Consider the following 19,338-nt stretch of genomic DNA (forward strand, 5'->3'; position numbering starts at 1 on the left):
AGTGGGTACAACCGCGTCGGCCGCTGATGATGGAGGCGCACGACCGAAGGCTTCGCGCTGCGCTAATCCTTATGGAGCAGAATGTCGAAAACGCCCTGTCAGTCTCCAGGCTGGCCGGAGCATTGGGGATTTCCCGCAGGCAACTCGAACGACTTTTTTTCAGGGAGGTTAACAGCTCGCCAGCAGTCGTATACCGCCGTATGCGGTTGGAGCGCGCAAAGCAACTTCTCATGAAAAGTGACGCTCCTTTGATCGAGATTGCCATCGACTCCGGGTTCGAGAACGCCTCTCACTTCGCAAAAGTCTTCAAAAGGGCCTACGGGCAATCACCTTCTGCCTGGAGGCGTTCGGAGTTTCCTGCGCAAACTGTTGAACGTTGAGCTTTGCAGCGAATGCTCGGTGACCGGAACGGCAGTCCGCCCCGTTCATCTCGATATTATCGCCTACGGCCGCGGCAAGTTGCGCAGGGTGTTTAGCACCCGCCTTACAAGCCCGGCTAACAACCGCCCAGCTGATTAACAGATCGCGGCGGGGCAGCATGAACTGACCGAACACATTGTAGACAAACTCTTTGATACGCTCCATGATGTTTGCTGGCGATGAGCCTGTCGTGCTCGCTTGCGCTTTGGCTCTGGCCCTTAGGAAGCTATTGTTCCGCCAACGCGACGCGCGTTCGACCAGATGGTCCGAGTGCGCACGCAGGATCTAGTAGCCGGTGCTGGAGTAACCGTTTCTCATGTTGAATTATCGACGGCTTCCGCTAAGCGCATTGCGCGCATTTGAAGCCGCCGCGCGGCATTTGAGTTTTACCAAGGCTGCCAATGAGCTTTCAGTTACTCAAGCGGCCGTGAGCCGCCATATCTTGACGCTGGAAGACCACCTCGACACCCAGCTTTTCAACCGCGGCAACCAGAAGGTGTCATTGTCTCCCGCCGGCCAGGAGTTGTTTGAGGCTGCGACCCTCAGCCTGGCGCATATTGCAGCGGCTTTTGACAGCGTGAAGAGAGGGCAGAAAGCCCGACGGTTGACCGTCGGCATGCCGATGTCGTTCGCAACGCTTTTCATGAGTCATCGGATTGGGGACTTCGTTGCGAACAACCCAGAGGTCGACCTGCATTTGGTCTCCCTCGAACGCAGCCCGGCGCCGGCGACGGATGGTTTCGATGTGTCCGTGGTAATGGGGTATCTGGCCCGCCCAGGTTTCACAGCCACCGAACTCTTCGGCGAGGAAGTCTTCCCTGTTTGCAGTAAATCATATCAGACGCACTCCCCGCGTATTCTGACTCCGGAGGATCTGGTAAACGAGGTCCTCCTGGTTATGGACGATCAGCATTGGTCCGCCTACCCTTGGTCACCCTTCGATTGGGTGCACTGGCTTGGACAGTTCGGAATCTCGTCCGACTTCAAACGCGTCATCACGTTCAACAACTATCCAACGATGATGCAGTCGGTGATTAGAGGCTACGGCATCGGGTTGGGCTGGCGCCATTTGGTGAGCGATTACCTCAAGGAAGGCACCTTGATACGGCCTCTTAATGAAAGCTACCTGACTGGCAGAAAACATCATTTGGTCATTCCGGATACGGCAATTGAGCGAGAAGACGTCCAGATTTTCCGCAATTGGCTGCTGACACAGGTCGCAGATCTCAATCCAGTCCCGCCAGCGCCTGTTGCGGGAGACATCAACGCGGGAGCCGTTGCACCAAGCGAGGTATCAGCGGAACCTCCAAGCCTGCCTTCCGCCTGATAACATTTAGTCCTGTGGTGCATCACTTTTTATACGGTTGTCTTGCTGTTGCTCCGAGGCTAGCGTTTTAGAAACGTTAAAGAGGGAATACCCTCTTCCTGGGCTGAGGGTCCAGCTGTATGGGAGCCGATCGATGCAGATTTCAGCAAAGATTTCCCTAACTTCTAGGCAGCGGCAGCTTGCCGCGAAAAGTACCATTCCGTCTCCCGGAGCGGACGAAATATTGGGTTGAGGCTGTGATGCGGGCGACAATATTTAGCGCCAACGCCCTCCGCCGCCAGCCCCCAACAGGTCTAGCTGAAAGGAAGTTTTGTGAAGGTCGAAGACGTTTTAGACCCGTTCAAAGGCTGGCACATACCTTTTGGTGAGTGGGTTGATGGTGGCTTGGGGTGGATTGTACAACAATACCGCCCATTTTTTCAAACCTTGAAATGGCCCATTGACCAACTCCTGAGAACATTTGACAGCGCACTCAACGGCATCCCGCCGGTCGTTATCATCCTATTCTTTGCGTTGGTAGCTTGGCAGATAGCCGGATGGCGACTGGCAGTTCAGGTCGCCGGTTTGCTACTGATTATCGGCTTTCTCGGTATCTGGGGGGAGACGATGACGACCCTCTCTCTCGTTTTCACCGCGGTTCTTTTCTGCATCGTCGTTGGTATACCGGTGGGGATACTTGCTGCTCGAAGTGCCAGGGCGGCCGCCATATGCCGGCCCATCCTCGACACAATGCAGACGATACCATCATTCGTCTATCTTGTCCCGGTAGTCATGCTGTTTGGTATCGGCAACGTACCTGGCGTGATCGTTACGATCGTTTTTGCACTTCCCCCCGTTATCCGGCTGACCACACTAGGTATTCAGCAGGTGTCTGAAGAAGTGGTAGAGGCTATGCATGCCTTTGGGGCTACCGACAGGCAGACGCTCTTCAAAGCCCAGTTGCCGCTGGCTCTTCCGAGCATAGTGGCTGGTATCAACCAGACTTTGATGATGTCGCTATCAATGGTTGTTGTCGCCTCCATGATTGCGGTTGGGGGGCTTGGCCAAATGGTTTTGCGGGGTATCGGTCGCCTCGATATCGGGCTGGCTGCAACCGGCGGCATGGGTATTGTCCTTCTCGCAATCATTCTAGATCGCTTGGCTCAATCCGCCATTTCCCAGCGCAGACGCTACGCCGATATCGCTTGGCACCAGCGCGGTCCGGCTGCTCTCTTCACCCGTGTCGTCAAGACCTTCCATGCCTCCCCGGCGGCGCGTGGAGCTTTGGAAAGTGGCCGGCCACAACTTCTAACTGATAATAATGGGAGCGACTATGAGCGATCGGTTTAATATCGAAGGGTTTCGGCGGCTTGCCGCTGCTATGACAGTCCTTGTCACTTTGGCCACGTATTCTGGATACGTGGCTGCGGAGGACCTTCCAGGCAAGGGCGTCACCGTTAGGCCCCTATATCTTGGCCAGGCAGAGGAATTATTCGAAGCCTACGTCGTTAAGATGGGTCTCGAGGATCTCGGCTATAAAGTTGACGAACCTTCGGCCACGCAGGTTCCACTTGCCCACATAGCGGTTGGGAACGGCGATGCAGATTACTATACGCCCCACTGGTACCCCTTGCATATCGCCTTTGCCGAAAAGGCTGGCGGGGATGCCAAGCTTCGCCGGGTCGGAACGCTCGTTAAGAACTCGATTCAGGGATACTCCATCGATAAGGCCACCGCTGACAAGTACGGCATTAAGACGATCGACCAGTTGAAAGATCCAAAGCTGGCGGCACTGTTTGACATTGATGGGGACGGAAAGGCAGACCTGTATGGCTGTGATCCGGGTTGGGGATGCGAACGCATCATTGAACATAACCTCGATGCATACGGCCTTCGGGACACCGTAACGCACAAGCAGGGTGAGTATTTCGCTCTGCTTCCCGACGTCATCCAGCGGATCCAGTCCGGCAAACCAACCCTGTATTACAGCTGGACACCCAACTGGCTACAGGGGGTTTTGGTCCATGGAAAAGATGTGGTCTGGCTCACGGTTCCGTTCACGGCGTTGCCCGATGAACAGGCTGGCGCAAACACGACCGTTCCAGGCATCGGAAACCTGGGATTTTCCGTGAACACCCAGCACGTGATTGCCAACACGGAATTCCTAAAGAAAAACCCCGTCGCAAATAAGTGGTTCGAGCAAGTGGAAGTCCCAATTCAAGATATCAACGATGAGAACCTTCTTATTCACAAAGGTGAGAAGTCCAACGACGACATCCACGGTCATGCTGAGGCTTGGAAGAAAGCCCACCTCGACCAGTGGAACAAATGGATAGCTGCAGCAAAACAGGCAGCTAAGTAACGAGGGACTGCGGACAGCATGCTCGCCCGGCAAGCGCTACGCTGCCGGGCGACACCTCTCAACCGTGGAGCTTACCATTGAAAGCGCATGCCATTGAATTCAAGGATGTCTGGAAGGTCTTTGGGACGAGTCCGAGGCTCGACCTTGCGAGTATCAAACGCGATGATCTTTCAAAAGAAGCCCTCCTCGAGAAGCATGGGTGCGTTGCGGCGGTAGCCGGTGTCTCCTTCAAGGTGGAGGCCGGAGAGATCTTCTGTGTCATGGGACTGTCGGGAAGCGGAAAGTCAACGCTGGTCCGGCATGTAAACCGTTTGATCAAACCCAGTTCCGGCCAAATCATTGTTGGTGGCGAAGACATCAATCTGAAGTCTGAAAATGAGATGCGCGAGCTCCGTGCCCGAACAATGGGGATGGTTTTCCAGAATGTAGCGCTCCTGCCCCATCGAACGGTCCGCGACAATGTGGCTCTGAGTTTGGAGCTCCGAAAAGCAAGCGTCCGAAAACGCTATGAGATTGCGGAGGAAAAGCTGGAGCTCGTCCAACTTGCCGGTTGGGGGGACCGTTACCCCGATCAACTTTCTGGCGGAATGAAGCAGAGGGTAGGGCTTGCCCGAGCCTTGGCGGCCGATCCCGCCATTCTGTTGATGGATGAGCCATTTTCGGCCCTTGATCCGCTCATTCGCCGCGAATTACAGGATCAGTTTAAACAGCTTTCGTCGAAGTTGGGCAAGACCACGCTTTTCATCACCCACGACTTGGATGAAGCAGTTCGGCTGGGGCACCATATTGGTGTCATGAAAGACGGAAAAATGCTTCAGATCGGTTCGGCGGATGACATTCTCGGAAATCCGAAAGACCCCTATGTTGAAAAATTTGTCCAGGGAAGCAGCCGATTGAAGCTCCTAAGGGCCGAGTCAGTGATGTTGCCGCTTGCAGAATTTGCGAGTGCCGGAGAGGGCATGACTCTGCCAGACGCCCCGCGGCTCAACCTTGACGCTCCTATCAAGGAAATGCTCGACTTGTCACATCGCCATGGAAATATGCCGCTTGTGGTCGTCGATCGTAATGGAGTGGATGTGGGAATCGTGACTGCATCCCTACTTCTACGCGGCGTGCATGATCGACTTTAAATAGATTACGCATGGACACTAGGCCGATCTATGCCGGTAATTTTATGTAAGACATTGCATTGTATTGGCGTATAGGCGTTTCGCGCCTTGCAACGGTCGAAAGAAGTAAACCCCAGAACCCCCCGATTTGAATGGTCGAGCAATGAAGAACTCTGAAAAGAAAACCGTGGTCGTAACCGGAGCTGCTGGCGGTATGGGCCAGGCAATCTGCAGAAAGTTCACCGCTAACGGATATTTTGTAGTCGCGGGTGACGCCAACCAGGAGCGTTTGATTGCCACAACTGACGAACTTAACCGAATTGACCAAACTGCTCTAGCCAAGCATGGCGACCTGAGAAGCAAGGCATATTGCGAGGACCTCATCGATACGGCCATCAGCCTTACCGGCCGGCTGGATGCCCTGGTCAACAATGCAGGCGTCATCACGCGCGGTACAATCCTCGAAACAAGTGACGAGGACTGGGAAAGAACTTTTGACATCAATTTGAAATCGATATTTTACACCTGCCGACGGGCCGTGGCCTTCATGAAGGACCATGGCGGCGGTTCGATCGTGAATATCTCTTCCACCTGGGGCATTTATCCGGGGCCGACCCACGCAGCTTACTGCGCGAGCAAAGCAGCGGTAGCAACGTTTTCCAAATGTCTCGGCCGTGATCATGCAGGGGATGGGATTAGGATCAATGCCGTCTGCCCCGGCGAGATAGACACACCCATGCTTCGCTCAGGCTTTGTCCATCGCGGGTTCGATCCCGACACAGCGGTTGCCGAGCTCAGCAAGTCAAATCCGCTTGGCCGACTCGGTGCACCGGAAGATATTGCTGATGCGGTGTACTTTCTGAGCTCTGACGCCGCTCGCTTTATCGCGGGGACCGCACTCGAAGTCGCTGGAGCCAAGGCGGTCTATTGAGCTAAGGCGGTCTACAGGTGGCCCCTGCCCGCCTAACTTTCCGACAAACTTTGATGTCGTGGACGGTGAGAGCCACCCTCCGGCAGCGCCCGTCCTCGCTTTCCTGCGCATTCAGGGCTGCCTCTGTGCCGGCACGCGCTGCGGTCATAACCTCAGTTCATAAGTTACATTCCTTTTTTTTGTTAGTTCCAGCGTTTGTATTGGCCTATATTCTTGACGTAAAATAGGATTGAAGAAATGTCTGCCAGATCTGGAGGCCGAGACGCTCGGCAGAAGTTGCGTGCCGACAGAACGGTAACGTTTTTGCCTGTTCTGGAACGCGGGCTACCCTATATGGATTTGCTTAGCCCGGATGACTTGCTTAGGCTTCATGGCATTTCGATGCAAATACTTGAAGAGATTGGCATCGAATTTCGTGACGACGAGGCCATCGAACTCTGGCGCGCAGCGGGCGCCAATGTAACCGACCATCGCGTCAGGATCGACAGAAACCAGCTGCTGGAATTGGTGGCAAAGGCTCCTGAATATATAACGGTCCACGCTCGCAATCCCGCCAGGACAGTCACGCTCGGTGGTCGAAAGACTATCTTTACCCCAGCATACGGTTCGCCAAACGTCCTTGACCTTGACGGCAGGCGGCGAAACGCGACCATTGAGGATTTCGTCAATTTCGCGAAACTCGCCTACCAAGCTCCCGCTATGCATATGACAGGAGGCGTTCTTTGCGAGCCGATGGATATAGCCGTCCCGAAGCGCCACCTGCACATGAACTACAGTTTGATACGATACTCGGACAAGCCATTTATGGGAGCCGTGACTTCGCGGGAGAGGGCAGAAGACACGGTTGCTATGGCTAAGATTGTCTTCGGCGAGGAATTTGTTCGGAGCAACACAGTGATGGTGTCGCTTGCCAACTGCAATTCGCCTCTCGTTTGGGACGCGACTATGCTGGATGCTGTCAAGGTTTACTCGGCAAACAATCAGGCCATGATCTTTGCCCCGTTTGTTCTTGGCGGAGCCAGCACTCCGGCCAGCACGGTGGCCGCGGTCGCGCAGCTTAATGCCGAAGCACTTGCTGGTGTTGCCTTTGCGCAGCTGGTCCGGCCAGGTGCGCCTTGCATTTATGGGCAATGGTTGGCGACCGTTTCAATGAAGAGCGGTGCACCAATGGCTGGGACACCCGAGATTTGCCATATGAATATGTTGGTGGGTCAACTGGCCAGACACTACAAACTGCCTTGGCGCTGCAGTGGCAGCAACACAAGCTCAAAGCTCGTCGATGCCCAGGCAGGCTATGAGGCGGCCCGCAATATGTACGGCGCGCTTATCGCCGGTGCGAACTTCGTTCTTTCTTCCACCGGATATCTCGAAGCAGCTCTGACCCAGAGTTATAGCAAGTTCATGCTCGATGCAGAGCAGATGGTGATGTTCTATAAGCTTGGGCAAGGCATAGTGATGAGCGAGATGGATGAAACGCTCGATGCGATCCGCCAAAGTGAGCCTGGCAGTCACTATCTTGGTACCGAACATACACTGAAGAATTTCGAGAAGGCCTTTTTCACGCCTGACCTGATGAACCACGACAGCTTCGAGCAATGGTCATTCGCCGGCGCTAAGGATGCTAACACTCGGGGACGCGATGCAGCTGTGCAGGCTCTGCAGGATTATCAAGCGCCGCCGATCGACGAAGCAGTCGACGAAGCGCTCCTCGACTTCATGAAACGTCGGGAACTTGATATCGGTGAGGCTGTCCTCTAGGCGGCAAGGTAATACGAGACGGCTGTGACGAGCAACGTCGACACAGCCAGCAACGAAGTCGGGCTATGGACGACCTATCGCCATCGTGCCGAACCAAGGCCAGCTCGGCATCGCGCGCCACGATAGCCGAAATCACGCCAAAGCCTTCTGGCGGTTCGAGAACACCTCGATCAGCCCTTTGTGAAACGCATGGAAGGATCGTGATGAACGTACGCCCCGATATCAGCACCATCAAGTCGGTGACCATGCCGGAGAATTTTCCACAGGCGGCCCGGCCAATCGACTTGGTGGTTCTGGTGCTGCCAGGATTCTCGCAATTGGCGCTTCACGCCTTCATTGAACCGTTTCGCATCGCCAATACGGTATCGAAGCTCTCTCTGTTCCGGTGGCGGATCGCGGGAGTCGATGAACGATCTGTTGAGGGTGCTAGCGGCCTTTCGGTTGGCGTTGACGTGACGATAGACGAGATGATCTCCTGTTTAGGCGCCCGGAGGCCGCAGCATGTCGCTGTTATCGCCGGTGAGCCGGTGGGGCGGCGCCTGACGCCACAGCTCAACAGTTTCTTGCGAACGATCGCACGCCACGGGGTTGGGGTATCCGCGGTTGGAACAGCCACATGGTTGCTCGCGCAGACCGGGCTGTTGGAAGGCACACGCTGCACGATTCACTGGTCGCGGCTGGCAGCCTTCACAGAAGTGTTTAGGCAGCCGCATATACGAGACGCTCTATTCGTAAAGGACGGGCAGTTTTCGACGTGCGCGGGTGAATTGGCATCGTTCGATTTGGCCGTCGATATCATCGCCAGCCATGTGGGCGGGTATACAGCACAAGAGGTTTGCCGCTACGCGACTGTCGAAGGTCAGCGCTCTGGTTCGAACCGGCAGACCGGGCCGACGGGGCTCGCCTTTGGCGGTGTGAGCGATAAGCTCCAGATGGCTATGCGGATTATGGAAGAGAACGTGGAATACCCACTGACCATGAGCGAGGTTGCTCGACGGGCGGGCGTGTCGCGGCGGCAACTTGAGCGCTTGTTTGCAGCACACGTTCACATCCCGCCGGTACGCCATTATCTGCGGATCCGTGTAGATCATGCCAAGCGCCTGATCGAAGGTACAAGCATGCCCATAATCGATATTGCGATGGCCTGCGGGTTTTTGTCTCCTTCACACTTCGCAAAGTGCTTTAGAACCTTTAACGGTCTTTCACCTCAGCAGTGTCGATTGACGACGCCGGCTTGGGTCGGGCCCGGCCTCGGCTAACTAGACCACACGAAAGCCCAAAGGATCGTCGGTCCAGTCGTCTACCGTTTCTTCAGGTAGGCCCGGCGAGGCCAAGAACGCCAGCCCTTCCCGCGGTCCATCCGAAGAGGGTGTGCAACGACCACCGGAGGTTCCTGCGCGTTGCGCGGAGAGGTTCGGAGAGGCCGCCCTTAATGACTAAACCGCAATCCGAGGCCTTCCCGAGGCCACCGCCACCACATGTGCCTCAATAAACATGCGCTGGGCGTCGACGGTAGAAACACGGAAATCGGTTGCGACCTCGATCTCGGCGCCGTCGGTGCCGGCGTCCCTCGCCCGCTGTGCGGCAATCGCCCGCACATCGGCCTCGGCCGTTGCGATCGCCGTCGCTTCGTCGAGAAAGTCGCGCACGGTTTCACCCGAGGCAAGCCGGAACAGCCCTTCCTTGGGTTGGCTGACCCGTGCTTCGACCGAGACCCTGACCTGTCCGACAACGGCTCCGAGCGCATTGGCGACGTCGGTATCTTCGGGCACCACGCAGTCATTACCGACCAGGGCCGGCAGGCCGGCATAGTGCAGCGGCGCCGAAGCACCGAGACCGATGACGGGCCGGTCTAGCGCGACGGTCAGGTGGGCGATGCCAGGATCGCCATCGACGGCGCGCTGCACCAGCGCTTGTGCCACCGTGGCCGCGCCGTCGAGCCCGTCTTCGGCAAAGGCGGTTTCGAGAATGTATTCGGCCGACCAGCGTGTCTGCGTCACCAGCACCCGTTCCGATAGTGCTTCCGGTGAAGGAGCTATGAGCTGGCCGCGACCGTCACGCTTGCGGGAAAGCAACTCGGCGCCGAGTCGGGCCGTAGCGGCGTCCCAGTTCGCCTGCTTGCCCAGAACATGGGCGGCGTCCGACGGCGTGAAGCCGGCGACATGCACCAAGCCGCGCGACACCAGTCGGTCAAGTGTTGCGTTCTGTGCGTTCGAGATGAGCAGCTTGTCAAGCGGGACGGCCACGGCACCAATCGCCTCGAAGAGCCGCGCTTCCGGAGCGGTGAGGCCTGCGGCAAGCCTATCTGGGACGCCAGTGCGGAATGCAAAGCGGCCGTCCATACGGCCGGGATTGGGCGCCCGTAGCTGGCGTTTCAGCTCAGACGTCACTGCCTCACCATGGGCCATGCCGGCCAGCGCCAGCGGTACCAGGCGGCGCGGGCCGATCAGGATCTGCGGGATGAGCGCGCCGCTCTCCAACGTCACTTCGGAATCGCCGCCCAGGCCGAAGGTGCGCATGGCGACGGCCTCAACCATGGTGCGGAAGCCGCCGACGGTGGCCCCTTCCGGATCGAGCCTGGGACGGCCTCCGTCGAGCACGGCGACGTCGGTGGTGGTGCCGCCAATGTCGGACACAATGGCATTGTCGAGCCCGGTCATGTGGCGTGCGCCAATCAGGCTGGCGGCGGGACCAGAGAGGATGGTCTCGATCGGCCGCTGGCGGGCGAAGGCCGCCGACACAAGCGCACCATCGCCGCGCACCACCATCAAGGGGGCTACGATCTTGCGCGCTTCCAAGAAGCCTTCGGTCGCCGCCACCAGCCGGTCGATCATCGAGATCAGCCTGGCGTTGAGCAGCGTCGTCAGCGCCCGGCGCGGTCCGCCGAGTTTTGCCGACAGTTCGTGGCTGGCGGTAACCGGCAGGCCAGTCTTTTCTCGGATCAGATCACGTGCCGCGAGCTCATGCGCCGGATTGCGGGTGGCGAAATAAGCGCAGACAGCAAATCCCGATACAGACGCGCCAAGTTCCGGCAAGGCTGCTTGGAGACCGGACAGGTCGAGCCTGGCCGCATTGCCGTGGACATCGTGGCCGCCCGGGCAAAACACCACCGGGTCGGTGCCGAGTGCCGTCTTCAGTCCATCGCGGGCAGAGATCGGCTTCGGTAAAGCCGATTATGACCAGCGCCACCCTGCCGCCTTGGCCCTCAACCAGCGCATTGGTGGCAAGCGTTGTCGACATCGACACCAGTTTGATCGCTGCCGGGTCGGCGCCGGCTTTTTCAAGCACCGCGTCTACGGCACCCGAAATGCCGACGGCGAGATCATGCCTAGTGGTCAGCGCCTTGGCCTTGGCCAGCACTTTGCCTTTGTTCGGCCCATGCTGTGGGCCTTCAGTCTCGGACCACAGTACGGCATCCGTGTAGGTGCCGCCGGTGTCGATTCCGAGGAACAGTGGTTTCTTGTTGGGCTTGGCTCTCATCCCCGATGGCAGTTCGGCTGCTGTTCGCTTTTTCCACCCCTTGGCCGATGCAGAACTCCCTGTCCGCCTACAAGTGTAACAAAATCGTGCGCCTCAACGGGGGATTCTTTGTCTGCAGGGGGATAGCTCTTCTCGCAACCCCTTCGACGCCGACGCACCACTATGCCTGCGCCTTCGTCAGTTTGGCCCGATACTCCTCGTCCAGGATGGCTGGCAGGGATATCTTTTTGGTTCGCGCGCCGTCGACGGAGATCATTTCCCCGCTAACGAAACTGGAATCCTCGCTGGCCAACCAGAGGACCGCATTGGCTATTTCCTTCGGAACGCCAGTCCTTCCCACAGGGTGAAGTTGTCCCAATTCCCGCTCGATTAGGCTTCGGTCCGGGTGCATCTCGACGTACGCACGATTGAGGTCGGTATCGATCCAACCGGGGCACACGGTATTGCACCGTATCCCATCCGGCCCGAGATCAACTGCCAGTCCCAGCGTGAGACCATGCACGCCGGCCTTGGTGGCGGCGTAGGCAGTATGCCAAGGATTGACCATGAAGCCCTCGACAGATCCGATGTTGACGATCGTGCCCGAGCCGGTACGCCTCATTTCCGGGACGACATATTTTGCCATCAAAAACGGGCCACGAAGATTGACCGCCATAAGCCTGTCCCAATCCTCGGCAGTCTGATCGTCGATCGACTTATGGATGACCAGACCGGCGTTGTTGACCAGGACGTCGATCTTGCCAAACCTCTCCAGGACCCCGTCAACGAAGGTGCGAATTGAGACCTCTTTTGTGACATCGAGCGCCATAAAAGTGAACGTCTCGACGCCGTCGGAATCGACGGAACGACGGTCAAGGAGATCGCCTACGACAACCACGGCGCCTTCTTCAGCGAGCCTCTCAGCAATTGCTCGCCCGATGCCTTGATTGCCTCCAGTGACAATGGCAACTTTACCTTCTACCCGATTACCCAAGACTCCCTCCTAGCCTGCGGTGACGCCGCCATCTATTGGAATTGCAACCCCAGTAATATGCCTAGCCCCCTCGCTTGCTAGAAACAGCGTCAAGCTGGCAATTTCCTTCGGAGTCGCCACGCGGCCCTGAGGTATTGAATCAACATTTCGTTGAATAATCTCGGCGGCAGTTACTGGCTTGCTATGCGCCGACACAAGCATGGGCGTATCCACGGCGCCGGGGCAGACTGCGTTGATGGTGATTTGCTCTTTTGCGTGGTCAAGTGCCATGGCTTGAGTCAACAAAACGACGGCGCCTTTCGACGCACAATAGGCAGCCAGCCCGGGACAGCCAAACAACCCCACATTCGAAGCTATGTTGACAATGCTGCCGCCGCCGGTCGTCCTCATAGACTTCACTGCGGCGCGGCTGAAATAGAACACACCGCTGACATTGGCGTCGAAGGTCTGACGCCAATCGTCATCCGTAGTATCGATGGCGCTTCCACGTCGGATGATCCCGGCGCTGTTGACCAAGACGTCAACCTTTCCGAAACGCGCTACAGTGGAATTCACTACATGGTCAGCAAACGCTGAGTCGGCGACATCGCCCAACTTCAGTTCGGCCTCACAATTGAGTTTCTGAACCGCCTCCAAGGCTCTTTGCCCCCGCTCTCGATCACGGCCGACCAGAACGAGCGACGCCCCGATCGCGGCGAATGCCTCTAATACGGCCTCCCCTATGCCCGACGTCGCGCCAGTAACGATAACCACCTTCTTGGAATGCGTCATAGTTCGATACCCCGTAAAAGTGATGAGCCTTGGCGGTTTTCCCGCACCTTCTTCGGTGATCTATGCCCGCATACGGGCTGTCCGCAAGTGTCCAAAAAATCATGCACCGAACAAGCTGAAGTCATGGCGCGTCGGACAGCGGTGACGGCTTCGAGCCGCCATTTGCGAGCCTTGGATACGCTCATGAGTCCTAGTTATCCGGCTGGCCACTAATACTCATTTGAAGTGAGGCGCGCCGCCGCCTATAGCTCAGGACCGTGGCATTTCGGCGAGCGGATTACGTGCGCAGCAAGGCCAAAATGTTTGAGGATTGCAGTTGGGTCATTTTGACGAAGTCACAATCGTACAAGGAATCTAAATCGCTTTGCAGAGTGGCCCATCTGAATTCCGCCCGCTCTCGGCTTTGATCTGGAGAGCGATGACGCGATGTTTGGTAACCGATTGGCAGGGTTTTGAGTGAAGGCAAGCCGCTGACTACCTGAAAGACAGTTTGCAGAGGACAACGAAGGAGAGAAGATATGCCAGTTATCCATGTCGAGACGTTCAAGTCAGATGACGATAAGAAAGAACACTTGGCCAAAGAGATTACAAAACTGTTTTGTGATAATATGAATCTAAGACCGGAACAGGTCCATGTGGTCTTTGATGAATATGAGCCAAGCAACTGGGCTACCGGCGGTAAGCTGTGGTCGAGAATGTGATGGCCTGCGCTATGACCTCCTCGGTCAGAGGTTAGTCTGTTGTCAAGCGACGGAAGTGGACATGGAACGGCCACTAGGATTCAGACGGTCCGCTTCCTGAAGTCTTCAGGCTCGGCCGGGATATGGCGTTTGGATGCTACACTGGGGGGTGAACTAAGCCACGCAGACTTGAGAGGAATGTCTTTCAGTGTCGTTGACGAGCCTGCGCCACTCTTGCGGAGACTACCACCCTGGAAAAGCCAGTGGGCAAGCTCAAACCATGGATTGGGTCACGGTTATTGGTTACCTCGCTACTTTGTGCTCGGTGACCGCTTTTACCCCGCAAGCCTGGAAAATCATCAAAACCCGGGACACGAGCAGCATTTCTGCACTGATGTACGGCATCAACGTGTTGGGATTTGCCTTGTGGCTGACCTACGGAATCCTCAAGAACGACTGGGCGCTTATCATCACCAACGTCTTGATCCTGGCGCTTTCGGCCTTCATTCTCGCCATGACACTCCTCCCTCACGCGAAGAAAGATGCTATCGCGGATGCTCTCGACCCGGCCTCCTCAAGCAATGAGCCGTGTGTTAGGCGGGCACGTATGGCCGGTCCAGAGGCAGACGGTCGAGATGACGGGCATCGCAATCTTTGACGTGAACCGCGTCAATGGCCGACTTCTCATGCACATCTCGTCGACGACCAAGAGCGCTGGGTGGCAGAAGAAACGGATGCCTTCCGACAGGCGTCCTTTGCGTTCGGCTTTTTTGCAGCGGGGGCCTTCGCACTGAATCCATCACCAAGGCTGCTTCCGTGCCAGCTGCTGCGGACTTGCGGATATCTTCTCCCTCGTTGCGCCTAAAGAGTGGTCCTTCATCCCGTCGATCTGAAAATGCTAAGAACACATGCCGGGGACAAGCTTGAGTCATGGCGTTGAACATCGGGAACGGCCTCCCGCGGCCTTCTGTGACCCCTTGGACTTAGTTATGACCCCTGGTTATCCGGCCAGCTACTAATACTCATTTGAAGAGGGAGCGCCGCTTCCTATAGCGTTGCATTCCGGGTGACTGATCAGCAGCATCGTCGGGCATGTCCGAGGGCTCTATGACGAATTCCAATTCCGGTCCGGATGGGCTTATCCTCAATGACGGCTGGAGCGACTTGCGACGGTTTCGACCAATGCCGGATATCGATTTTAAAAGGCTCGATGGATATCGGAAAGATCGGCTAAGAACGGCAATGCGCCAAGCTGATGTCGCATTGTGTGTGCTGGTGAGCCCCATCACCATACGGTATGCGGTGGATTACAATGCATATCCTTTGTTTCAGTCGCATATCCCGGTCACCTATCTCTTTTTGCCACTTGATGGGCCGATCACTCTTTATCAGGGAATTGGTTCTGCGTCATCTGCCGACCGGGCGAGGAAAGGAAGGCCGATTTCGTTTTTTGAAGGCGGCAACGAACTGGCGGACGGCGCGAGGCTTTTCGCCGACGATATCGTTGGGTTCCTGAGCGAAATCGGGACCACCAACCGAAAGGTGGCGGTGGAATATGTGAACCCGAGCCTAACCCAGGCCCTGCTGCAGCGAGGTCTAGAGGTAATTGATGCGGTGGGCATCGTGGAGGGGGCACGGGTTATCAAATCGGATGACGAAATAGCGTGCATCCGCTGGGCATGTGCAGTAGCCGAGCACGGCATTGCGCGTATGCAGGAGAGTATGGGGCCGGGCGTGACGGAAGCGCAGCTTTGGGCACTTCTCAACTATACCAACCTCGCCAACCAGGGCGGCTGGCATGAGGGTCGAATGCTAGCTTCCGGACCGCGAATTAATCCGTGGCTCCAGGAAGCCACCCAACGCGTCATCGAGGAGGGAGACCTCGTCGGGTTCGACACAGATATGGTAGGCCCATTTGGGTATTTCTGTGATGTTTCACGAACATTCTACTACGGGACGGATCGGCCTAACGCTCGCCAGCGCCAGTTGTACCGGCTGGCCTATGACGAATTGCAGACGAACATGAAGCTTATCCGTCCGGGCGTCAGCATGAAGGGTCTACAGGCGTCAGCCTGGCCGGTGCCCGAAGAATTCCAAGAGCAGGCCTACCCTTGCGTTATACACGGGGTCGGTATGTGCGATGAATATCCACAAGTGAAACCGTTATTCCGTGGTCCGATAGCGTACGACGCGACACTCGAAGCAGGCATGGTGATATGCGTTGAAAGCTATATTGGGGCTGTCGGGGAAAGAGACGGCGTTAAGCTCGAGGAGCAGCTCCTTGTGACCCCCAACGGGTATGAACTGCTGTCGACTTACCCTTTTGAGGAGCGTCTGCTGGATTAGTCCAGCCCTACTTACCAGTACCGCTCTTGTACATAGTTCAGCCGGACTAGCGCAACCCCAACGGACTGCACTGCGGTATTATAGACCGATTGAGGGAATGAAAACGAGATGCGCCAGCGGTTCTCTCGGAATAACTTGCCGCTTTTCAAGGAGAAGGGATCAAACTCGACGACTTCTGCGAAACCCCGGAAAGCTGGGAAATCTGGAATAACCAGGCTCGTGTCCTTCGCGACGCCAGCATGCGCAACCTTGGAGGAAACCCCGTGGAAGGCCCGAAACTACGGGACTACAGCATTTTGATCGCAGAGGACGACTATACGTTTGCGTTGGAGCTGAGGGACGCCTTTGTCACGGAAGGCGCCAAGGTCATCCATCCGCCCGATACGATCGAGGACACTCTCGACGTCATCATGTCCTCATCATCGATAGACGGTGCGGTCCTTAGTGTGAACCTACAAGGCGAGGCAACATTCGCCGCGGCCGAGCACCTAGTGCGACGTCAAATACCATTCGTGTTCCTCGAGAGTCTGAATAGTTCCGATATTCCTGACAGTTTCAAAGGCATTGATCGGTTTAAGAAGTCGATTGATATCGCTCATCTAATCGAGGTGATGGAGTCTCTTGTTTCAGCGTGAAACCCGTTTTCGACCATATCAGAGGCACTATGTCAGACGATTACCCGACGACGTTCGAAGACCTTCGGGCAGCAGCGTTTGCTTTAGTCGTGTGCCTTGTATTCCTGACATTCCTGATGCTTTTCGGTCCGATCGTTGGCTTGATAACAGGGTGAGGTCACGCCCGCCTCAAACGGCCGAAAACCTTTCTTCATGCGGAGAAATGAAGAGAGGAAGTGCAGGTCGATGGAGGTGGGGCCGAAATCTAACTAACGAGGGCTGGTCCGTGTTCCCCTTTAGGCCGGCCTGCGATGTTTGCCCTAGTGAGTCGACTAGCGAGGACGATGGTGCCACCACACGCGCGCATTGCCGATTCCTGCGCGAATGTTCGGATGAGGGGTACGTCGAGAGCACGGCGACGGAAGACGAGATGGCCGCCGAGCAGGCTGCGGCCCGGACCACCGAGGTGGCGCCTTATGTGCGCAAACGACCGGCGCGCCAGCCCTTTCCCGAGCATCTGACGCGCGAACGCGTGGTCGAGCCGGCGCCGACCGCTTGCCACTGCTGCGGCGGTCATCGGCTGCGCAAGCTGGGTGAGGATATCACCGAGACGCTGGATGCCGCTTCATACTGCCCCCAGGTTTATTAAGTGGGTTCAAAGAGCTTGATTTGGTGATCTATTACCTTGATTCGTAAGCCTATTTTCCTGCCTTTGGTTACATGAGCGGCTTTGATCTCGCCGCGCTTTACACGGTGCAACACCGGTCTGACGCGTCACACCCAGGGCGCGGGTAGCCTCTTGCATGGTGACGAAGCCCTCGCCGGCCACCTCGGTGAAGCGCGCCTTCAGTTCCGCGGTCGGGCGGATGCGCCAGGGTGCACCCGGGGTGACTTGCTCGCCGGGTATAAGACCGTCGTTGAGCCAACGATGCAACGTCGAAGGTGCGACGTTGAGGGCCGTGGCGGCCGCCGCGATGGTCAAGACTTCACCTTCTGCCCCCTCCGGATTGGGTTGGAAGCACGGGATGCGCCAGTTTTTGCGCAAGGTCGCGACCCGGTTGGCCTCGAAGCGATGGCCTCGGGCGGTCGTTTGCCCCTGTCGATTGAGAATGCCGGCGATGACCGTGTCCGGATAGAAAGTCGCCAGGCGACGCACGAGGTCCAGCGTCTCTTCATCGGTTCGAACCGTCGACGGTCTTGAGCGAGGCAGGGGCACGTCCAGGTCGGTCAGCGCGCCACCCTTCCAGCGCAAGGTGAGAAGCGCCGCCGGCCTGTCCCTGTCGACCGAGCGGATCACTTCCTCGATGATTGCTCGCAGTAGCTCCTTTCGATCGCGCGGCGTGGTCGTCGGCGCATCCCAGACGGTGGCGAGGTCAGCTCCCAAGGCGAGCAAGCGTTCACGCTCTTCCCGACAGAGGAGGCGGGGACGTTGCTCCAGGCGGCGGGCGAGTTCCTCCTTCGCGGCCTCAAGATCTACAAGGCGCTGCGCCCACTCGCGCTCGAGCCCGCGGGCGACGGGCCTGTTGTCCGGGTCGACGGCGAGGTAGCGGCGCTCCGCGCGGCTGGCCTCGTAGGCCGCCCGTTCGACGCCGAGCCGCCATTGCTTGAGCGCCGCTTCGGTGTCGGCCTCAAGGCGCTCGGCTGCGGCTAGCGTGGCGGCGAGCTTGACCGGCTCCAGCGCGGCGAGGAAGCTCTTGGCGACCGCCTCGTCGATCTGCACGCCGCCGACGTTGAGGCAATAGCAGCCGCGGCCCTCGACGATGGTCTTGCCCGCGCAATGATAGCCGGGAGTGATGTTGCGACCGCGGTAGTGCGTCTTCAAGCGCCGGCCGCAATGCCCGCAACTGGCCAGGCCCTGCAAGAGCGCGGAACCTTCCCTCACGGCGCCGCCCGCCTTGTGGGGCCCGGGGCGGGTGTTGGCGGCGAGCCGAGCTTGGTTGGCCTCATAGGTTTGCGAGTCGATGAAGCCTTCATGGTGCTCCTTGATCAGCACTTGCCATTCGGACTGCGGCAAGTGTCGCACGCGTTTCCTGCGGACGCCAGATGCGTCAGCATCGTCTCGTGCCTTGTCTTTCCATAGGCGTAGGCGCCCGCATAGACGGGGTTGCTCAGCACATGGTGGATGGCGGTATAACTGGCCTCTACCCAGCGGATCTCCCATCCTTGGTGCATTTGCAGCGGGAGGCGCAAGCCCTCTGATCGGAACCACAAGCAGACGCGACGCGCAGATCCGGTCTCGGCGAACCGCGAGAAGACAGACGCAATCGTTGTGCGGACCGCTTCGTCGGGGTGGAAACGAACTTCACTGTCAGCATAGCCCCACACGAAGCCGACCGGCAGACCGCGCCGAAGCTCACCGCGCGTCGCTTTATTGCGAATACCGCCGTTGAGCCGGGCGCGCAGGACATAGAGCTCCGCCTCGCTCATCGTGCCCTTCAGCCCGAGCAATAGCCGGTCATTGAACAGCGCCGGATGGTAGACGGCCCGCGAGCTGCTGGTCATTGCGGAGCGGCTGGACCTGTCCGGCGGCAGGTGCGTCAGGCAGGCCGAGATCGACGCGGCCGCTCAATCTTGGGCCCGATACCAGC

Annotated in this window: 16 protein-coding genes and 3 pseudogenes; 13 read left to right on the forward strand and 6 right to left on the reverse strand. The window is 57.6% G+C overall.

Annotated features, from left to right (window positions below; translation table 11 throughout):
• Positions 1-71: 71 nt before the first annotated feature.
• The gene (locus tag NKL04_RS20105) at positions 72-380 is read left to right on the forward strand and encodes a helix-turn-helix domain-containing protein (protein ID WP_245271490.1); all 309 of its coding nucleotides are present in this window, start codon (positions 72-74) and stop codon (positions 378-380) included.
• Here NKL04_RS20105 and NKL04_RS20110 read toward each other — a convergent pair.
• Positions 307-585, reverse strand: coding sequence for a hypothetical protein (locus NKL04_RS20110; RefSeq protein WP_023703158.1), 279 nt, complete (start codon positions 583-585; stop codon positions 307-309). The two genes, NKL04_RS20105 and NKL04_RS20110, sit on opposite strands and share 74 nt — an antisense overlap.
• Positions 586-736: 151 nt before the next feature.
• On the opposite strand from NKL04_RS20110, the gene NKL04_RS20115 reads away from it, so the two are divergent.
• The 7 genes from NKL04_RS20115 to NKL04_RS20145 all read left to right on the forward strand — a co-directional run bounded on the left by NKL04_RS20115 (position 737) and on the right by NKL04_RS20145 (position 9,145).
• The gene (locus NKL04_RS20115; protein ID WP_023703157.1) at positions 737-1,747 is read left to right on the forward strand and encodes a LysR substrate-binding domain-containing protein; all 1,011 of its coding nucleotides are present in this window, start codon (positions 737-739) and stop codon (positions 1,745-1,747) included.
• A gap of 312 nt (positions 1,748-2,059) precedes the next feature.
• Positions 2,060-3,076: an ABC transporter permease gene (locus NKL04_RS20120; protein ID WP_023703156.1), complete on the forward strand. Its 1,017-nt coding sequence runs from the start codon at positions 2,060-2,062 to the stop codon at positions 3,074-3,076.
• A complete protein-coding gene (gene proX / locus NKL04_RS20125; protein WP_023703155.1) occupies positions 3,060-4,088 on the forward strand; it encodes a glycine betaine/L-proline ABC transporter substrate-binding protein ProX in 1,029 nt (342 codons plus the stop codon). Before NKL04_RS20120 ends, proX begins: the two co-directional genes overlap by 17 nt.
• Positions 4,089-4,165: 77 nt before the next feature.
• Positions 4,166-5,218, forward strand: coding sequence for a quaternary amine ABC transporter ATP-binding protein (locus NKL04_RS20130; protein WP_023703154.1), 1,053 nt, complete (start codon positions 4,166-4,168; stop codon positions 5,216-5,218).
• Between the two features lie 142 nt (positions 5,219-5,360).
• Entirely contained in the window at positions 5,361-6,128 is a 768-nt protein-coding gene (locus tag NKL04_RS20135) for an SDR family NAD(P)-dependent oxidoreductase (RefSeq protein WP_023703153.1), read from the forward strand.
• Positions 6,129-6,365: 237 nt separating this feature from the next.
• Positions 6,366-7,886, forward strand: a complete 1,521-nt coding sequence (locus tag NKL04_RS20140; protein ID WP_023703152.1) for a trimethylamine methyltransferase family protein — start codon at positions 6,366-6,368, stop codon at positions 7,884-7,886.
• A 203-nt stretch (positions 7,887-8,089) separates the two neighbouring features.
• On the forward strand, positions 8,090-9,145 hold the full coding sequence (locus tag NKL04_RS20145; RefSeq protein WP_023703151.1) for a GlxA family transcriptional regulator: 1,056 nt from the start codon (positions 8,090-8,092) through the stop codon (positions 9,143-9,145).
• Positions 9,146-9,322: 177 nt separating this feature from the next.
• Here the strand turns inward: NKL04_RS20145 and NKL04_RS20150 are convergent.
• The 3 genes and pseudogenes from NKL04_RS20150 to NKL04_RS20160 form a co-directional block, all read right to left on the reverse strand.
• A pseudogene (locus NKL04_RS20150) lies at positions 9,323-11,366 on the reverse strand (hydantoinase/oxoprolinase N-terminal domain-containing protein).
• 160 nt (positions 11,367-11,526) lie between these two features.
• Positions 11,527-12,339 carry an SDR family NAD(P)-dependent oxidoreductase gene (locus NKL04_RS20155; protein WP_023703150.1) on the reverse strand — a complete coding sequence of 271 codons (813 nt, stop codon included), beginning with the start codon at positions 12,337-12,339 and terminating at the stop codon, positions 11,527-11,529.
• Positions 12,340-12,348: 9 nt separating this feature from the next.
• Positions 12,349-13,110 (reverse strand): SDR family NAD(P)-dependent oxidoreductase, encoded by a 762-nt coding sequence (locus NKL04_RS20160; RefSeq protein ID WP_023703149.1) that lies wholly within the window; start codon positions 13,108-13,110, stop codon positions 12,349-12,351.
• Between the two features lie 509 nt (positions 13,111-13,619).
• Here NKL04_RS20160 and NKL04_RS20165 point away from each other — a divergent pair.
• The 5 genes and pseudogenes from NKL04_RS20165 to NKL04_RS20185 all read left to right on the forward strand — a co-directional run.
• Positions 13,620-13,811 (forward strand): annotated as a pseudogene (locus NKL04_RS20165) (tautomerase family protein); the annotation flags it as partial.
• Positions 13,812-14,070: 259 nt separating this feature from the next.
• On the forward strand, positions 14,071-14,448 hold the full coding sequence (locus NKL04_RS20170; RefSeq protein ID WP_023703147.1) for a SemiSWEET family sugar transporter: 378 nt from the start codon (positions 14,071-14,073) through the stop codon (positions 14,446-14,448).
• Between the two features lie 449 nt (positions 14,449-14,897).
• Positions 14,898-16,136, forward strand: coding sequence for a M24 family metallopeptidase (locus tag NKL04_RS20175; protein WP_245271489.1), 1,239 nt, complete (start codon positions 14,898-14,900; stop codon positions 16,134-16,136).
• 263 nt (positions 16,137-16,399) lie between these two features.
• A complete protein-coding gene (locus tag NKL04_RS20180; RefSeq protein WP_023703145.1) occupies positions 16,400-16,771 on the forward strand; it encodes a response regulator in 372 nt (123 codons plus the stop codon).
• A gap of 382 nt (positions 16,772-17,153) precedes the next feature.
• A pseudogene (locus NKL04_RS20185) lies at positions 17,154-17,369 on the forward strand (IS66 family transposase); the annotation flags it as partial.
• Positions 17,370-17,405: 36 nt separating this feature from the next.
• Here the strand turns inward: NKL04_RS20185 and NKL04_RS20190 are convergent.
• Positions 17,406-18,764 carry a recombinase zinc ribbon domain-containing protein gene (locus NKL04_RS20190; protein ID WP_198029349.1) on the reverse strand — a complete coding sequence of 453 codons (1,359 nt, stop codon included), beginning with the start codon at positions 18,762-18,764 and terminating at the stop codon, positions 17,406-17,408.
• Complete coding sequence (locus NKL04_RS20195; RefSeq protein WP_352724294.1) at positions 18,737-19,252, reverse strand: recombinase family protein; 516 nt, start codon at positions 19,250-19,252, stop codon at positions 18,737-18,739. Before NKL04_RS20195 ends, NKL04_RS20190 begins: the two co-directional genes overlap by 28 nt.
• Positions 19,253-19,338 lie beyond the last annotated feature (86 nt).

It is taken from the genome of Mesorhizobium sp. C264A (genome assembly GCF_040324515.1).
Lineage (GTDB): Bacteria > Pseudomonadota > Alphaproteobacteria > Rhizobiales > Rhizobiaceae > Mesorhizobium.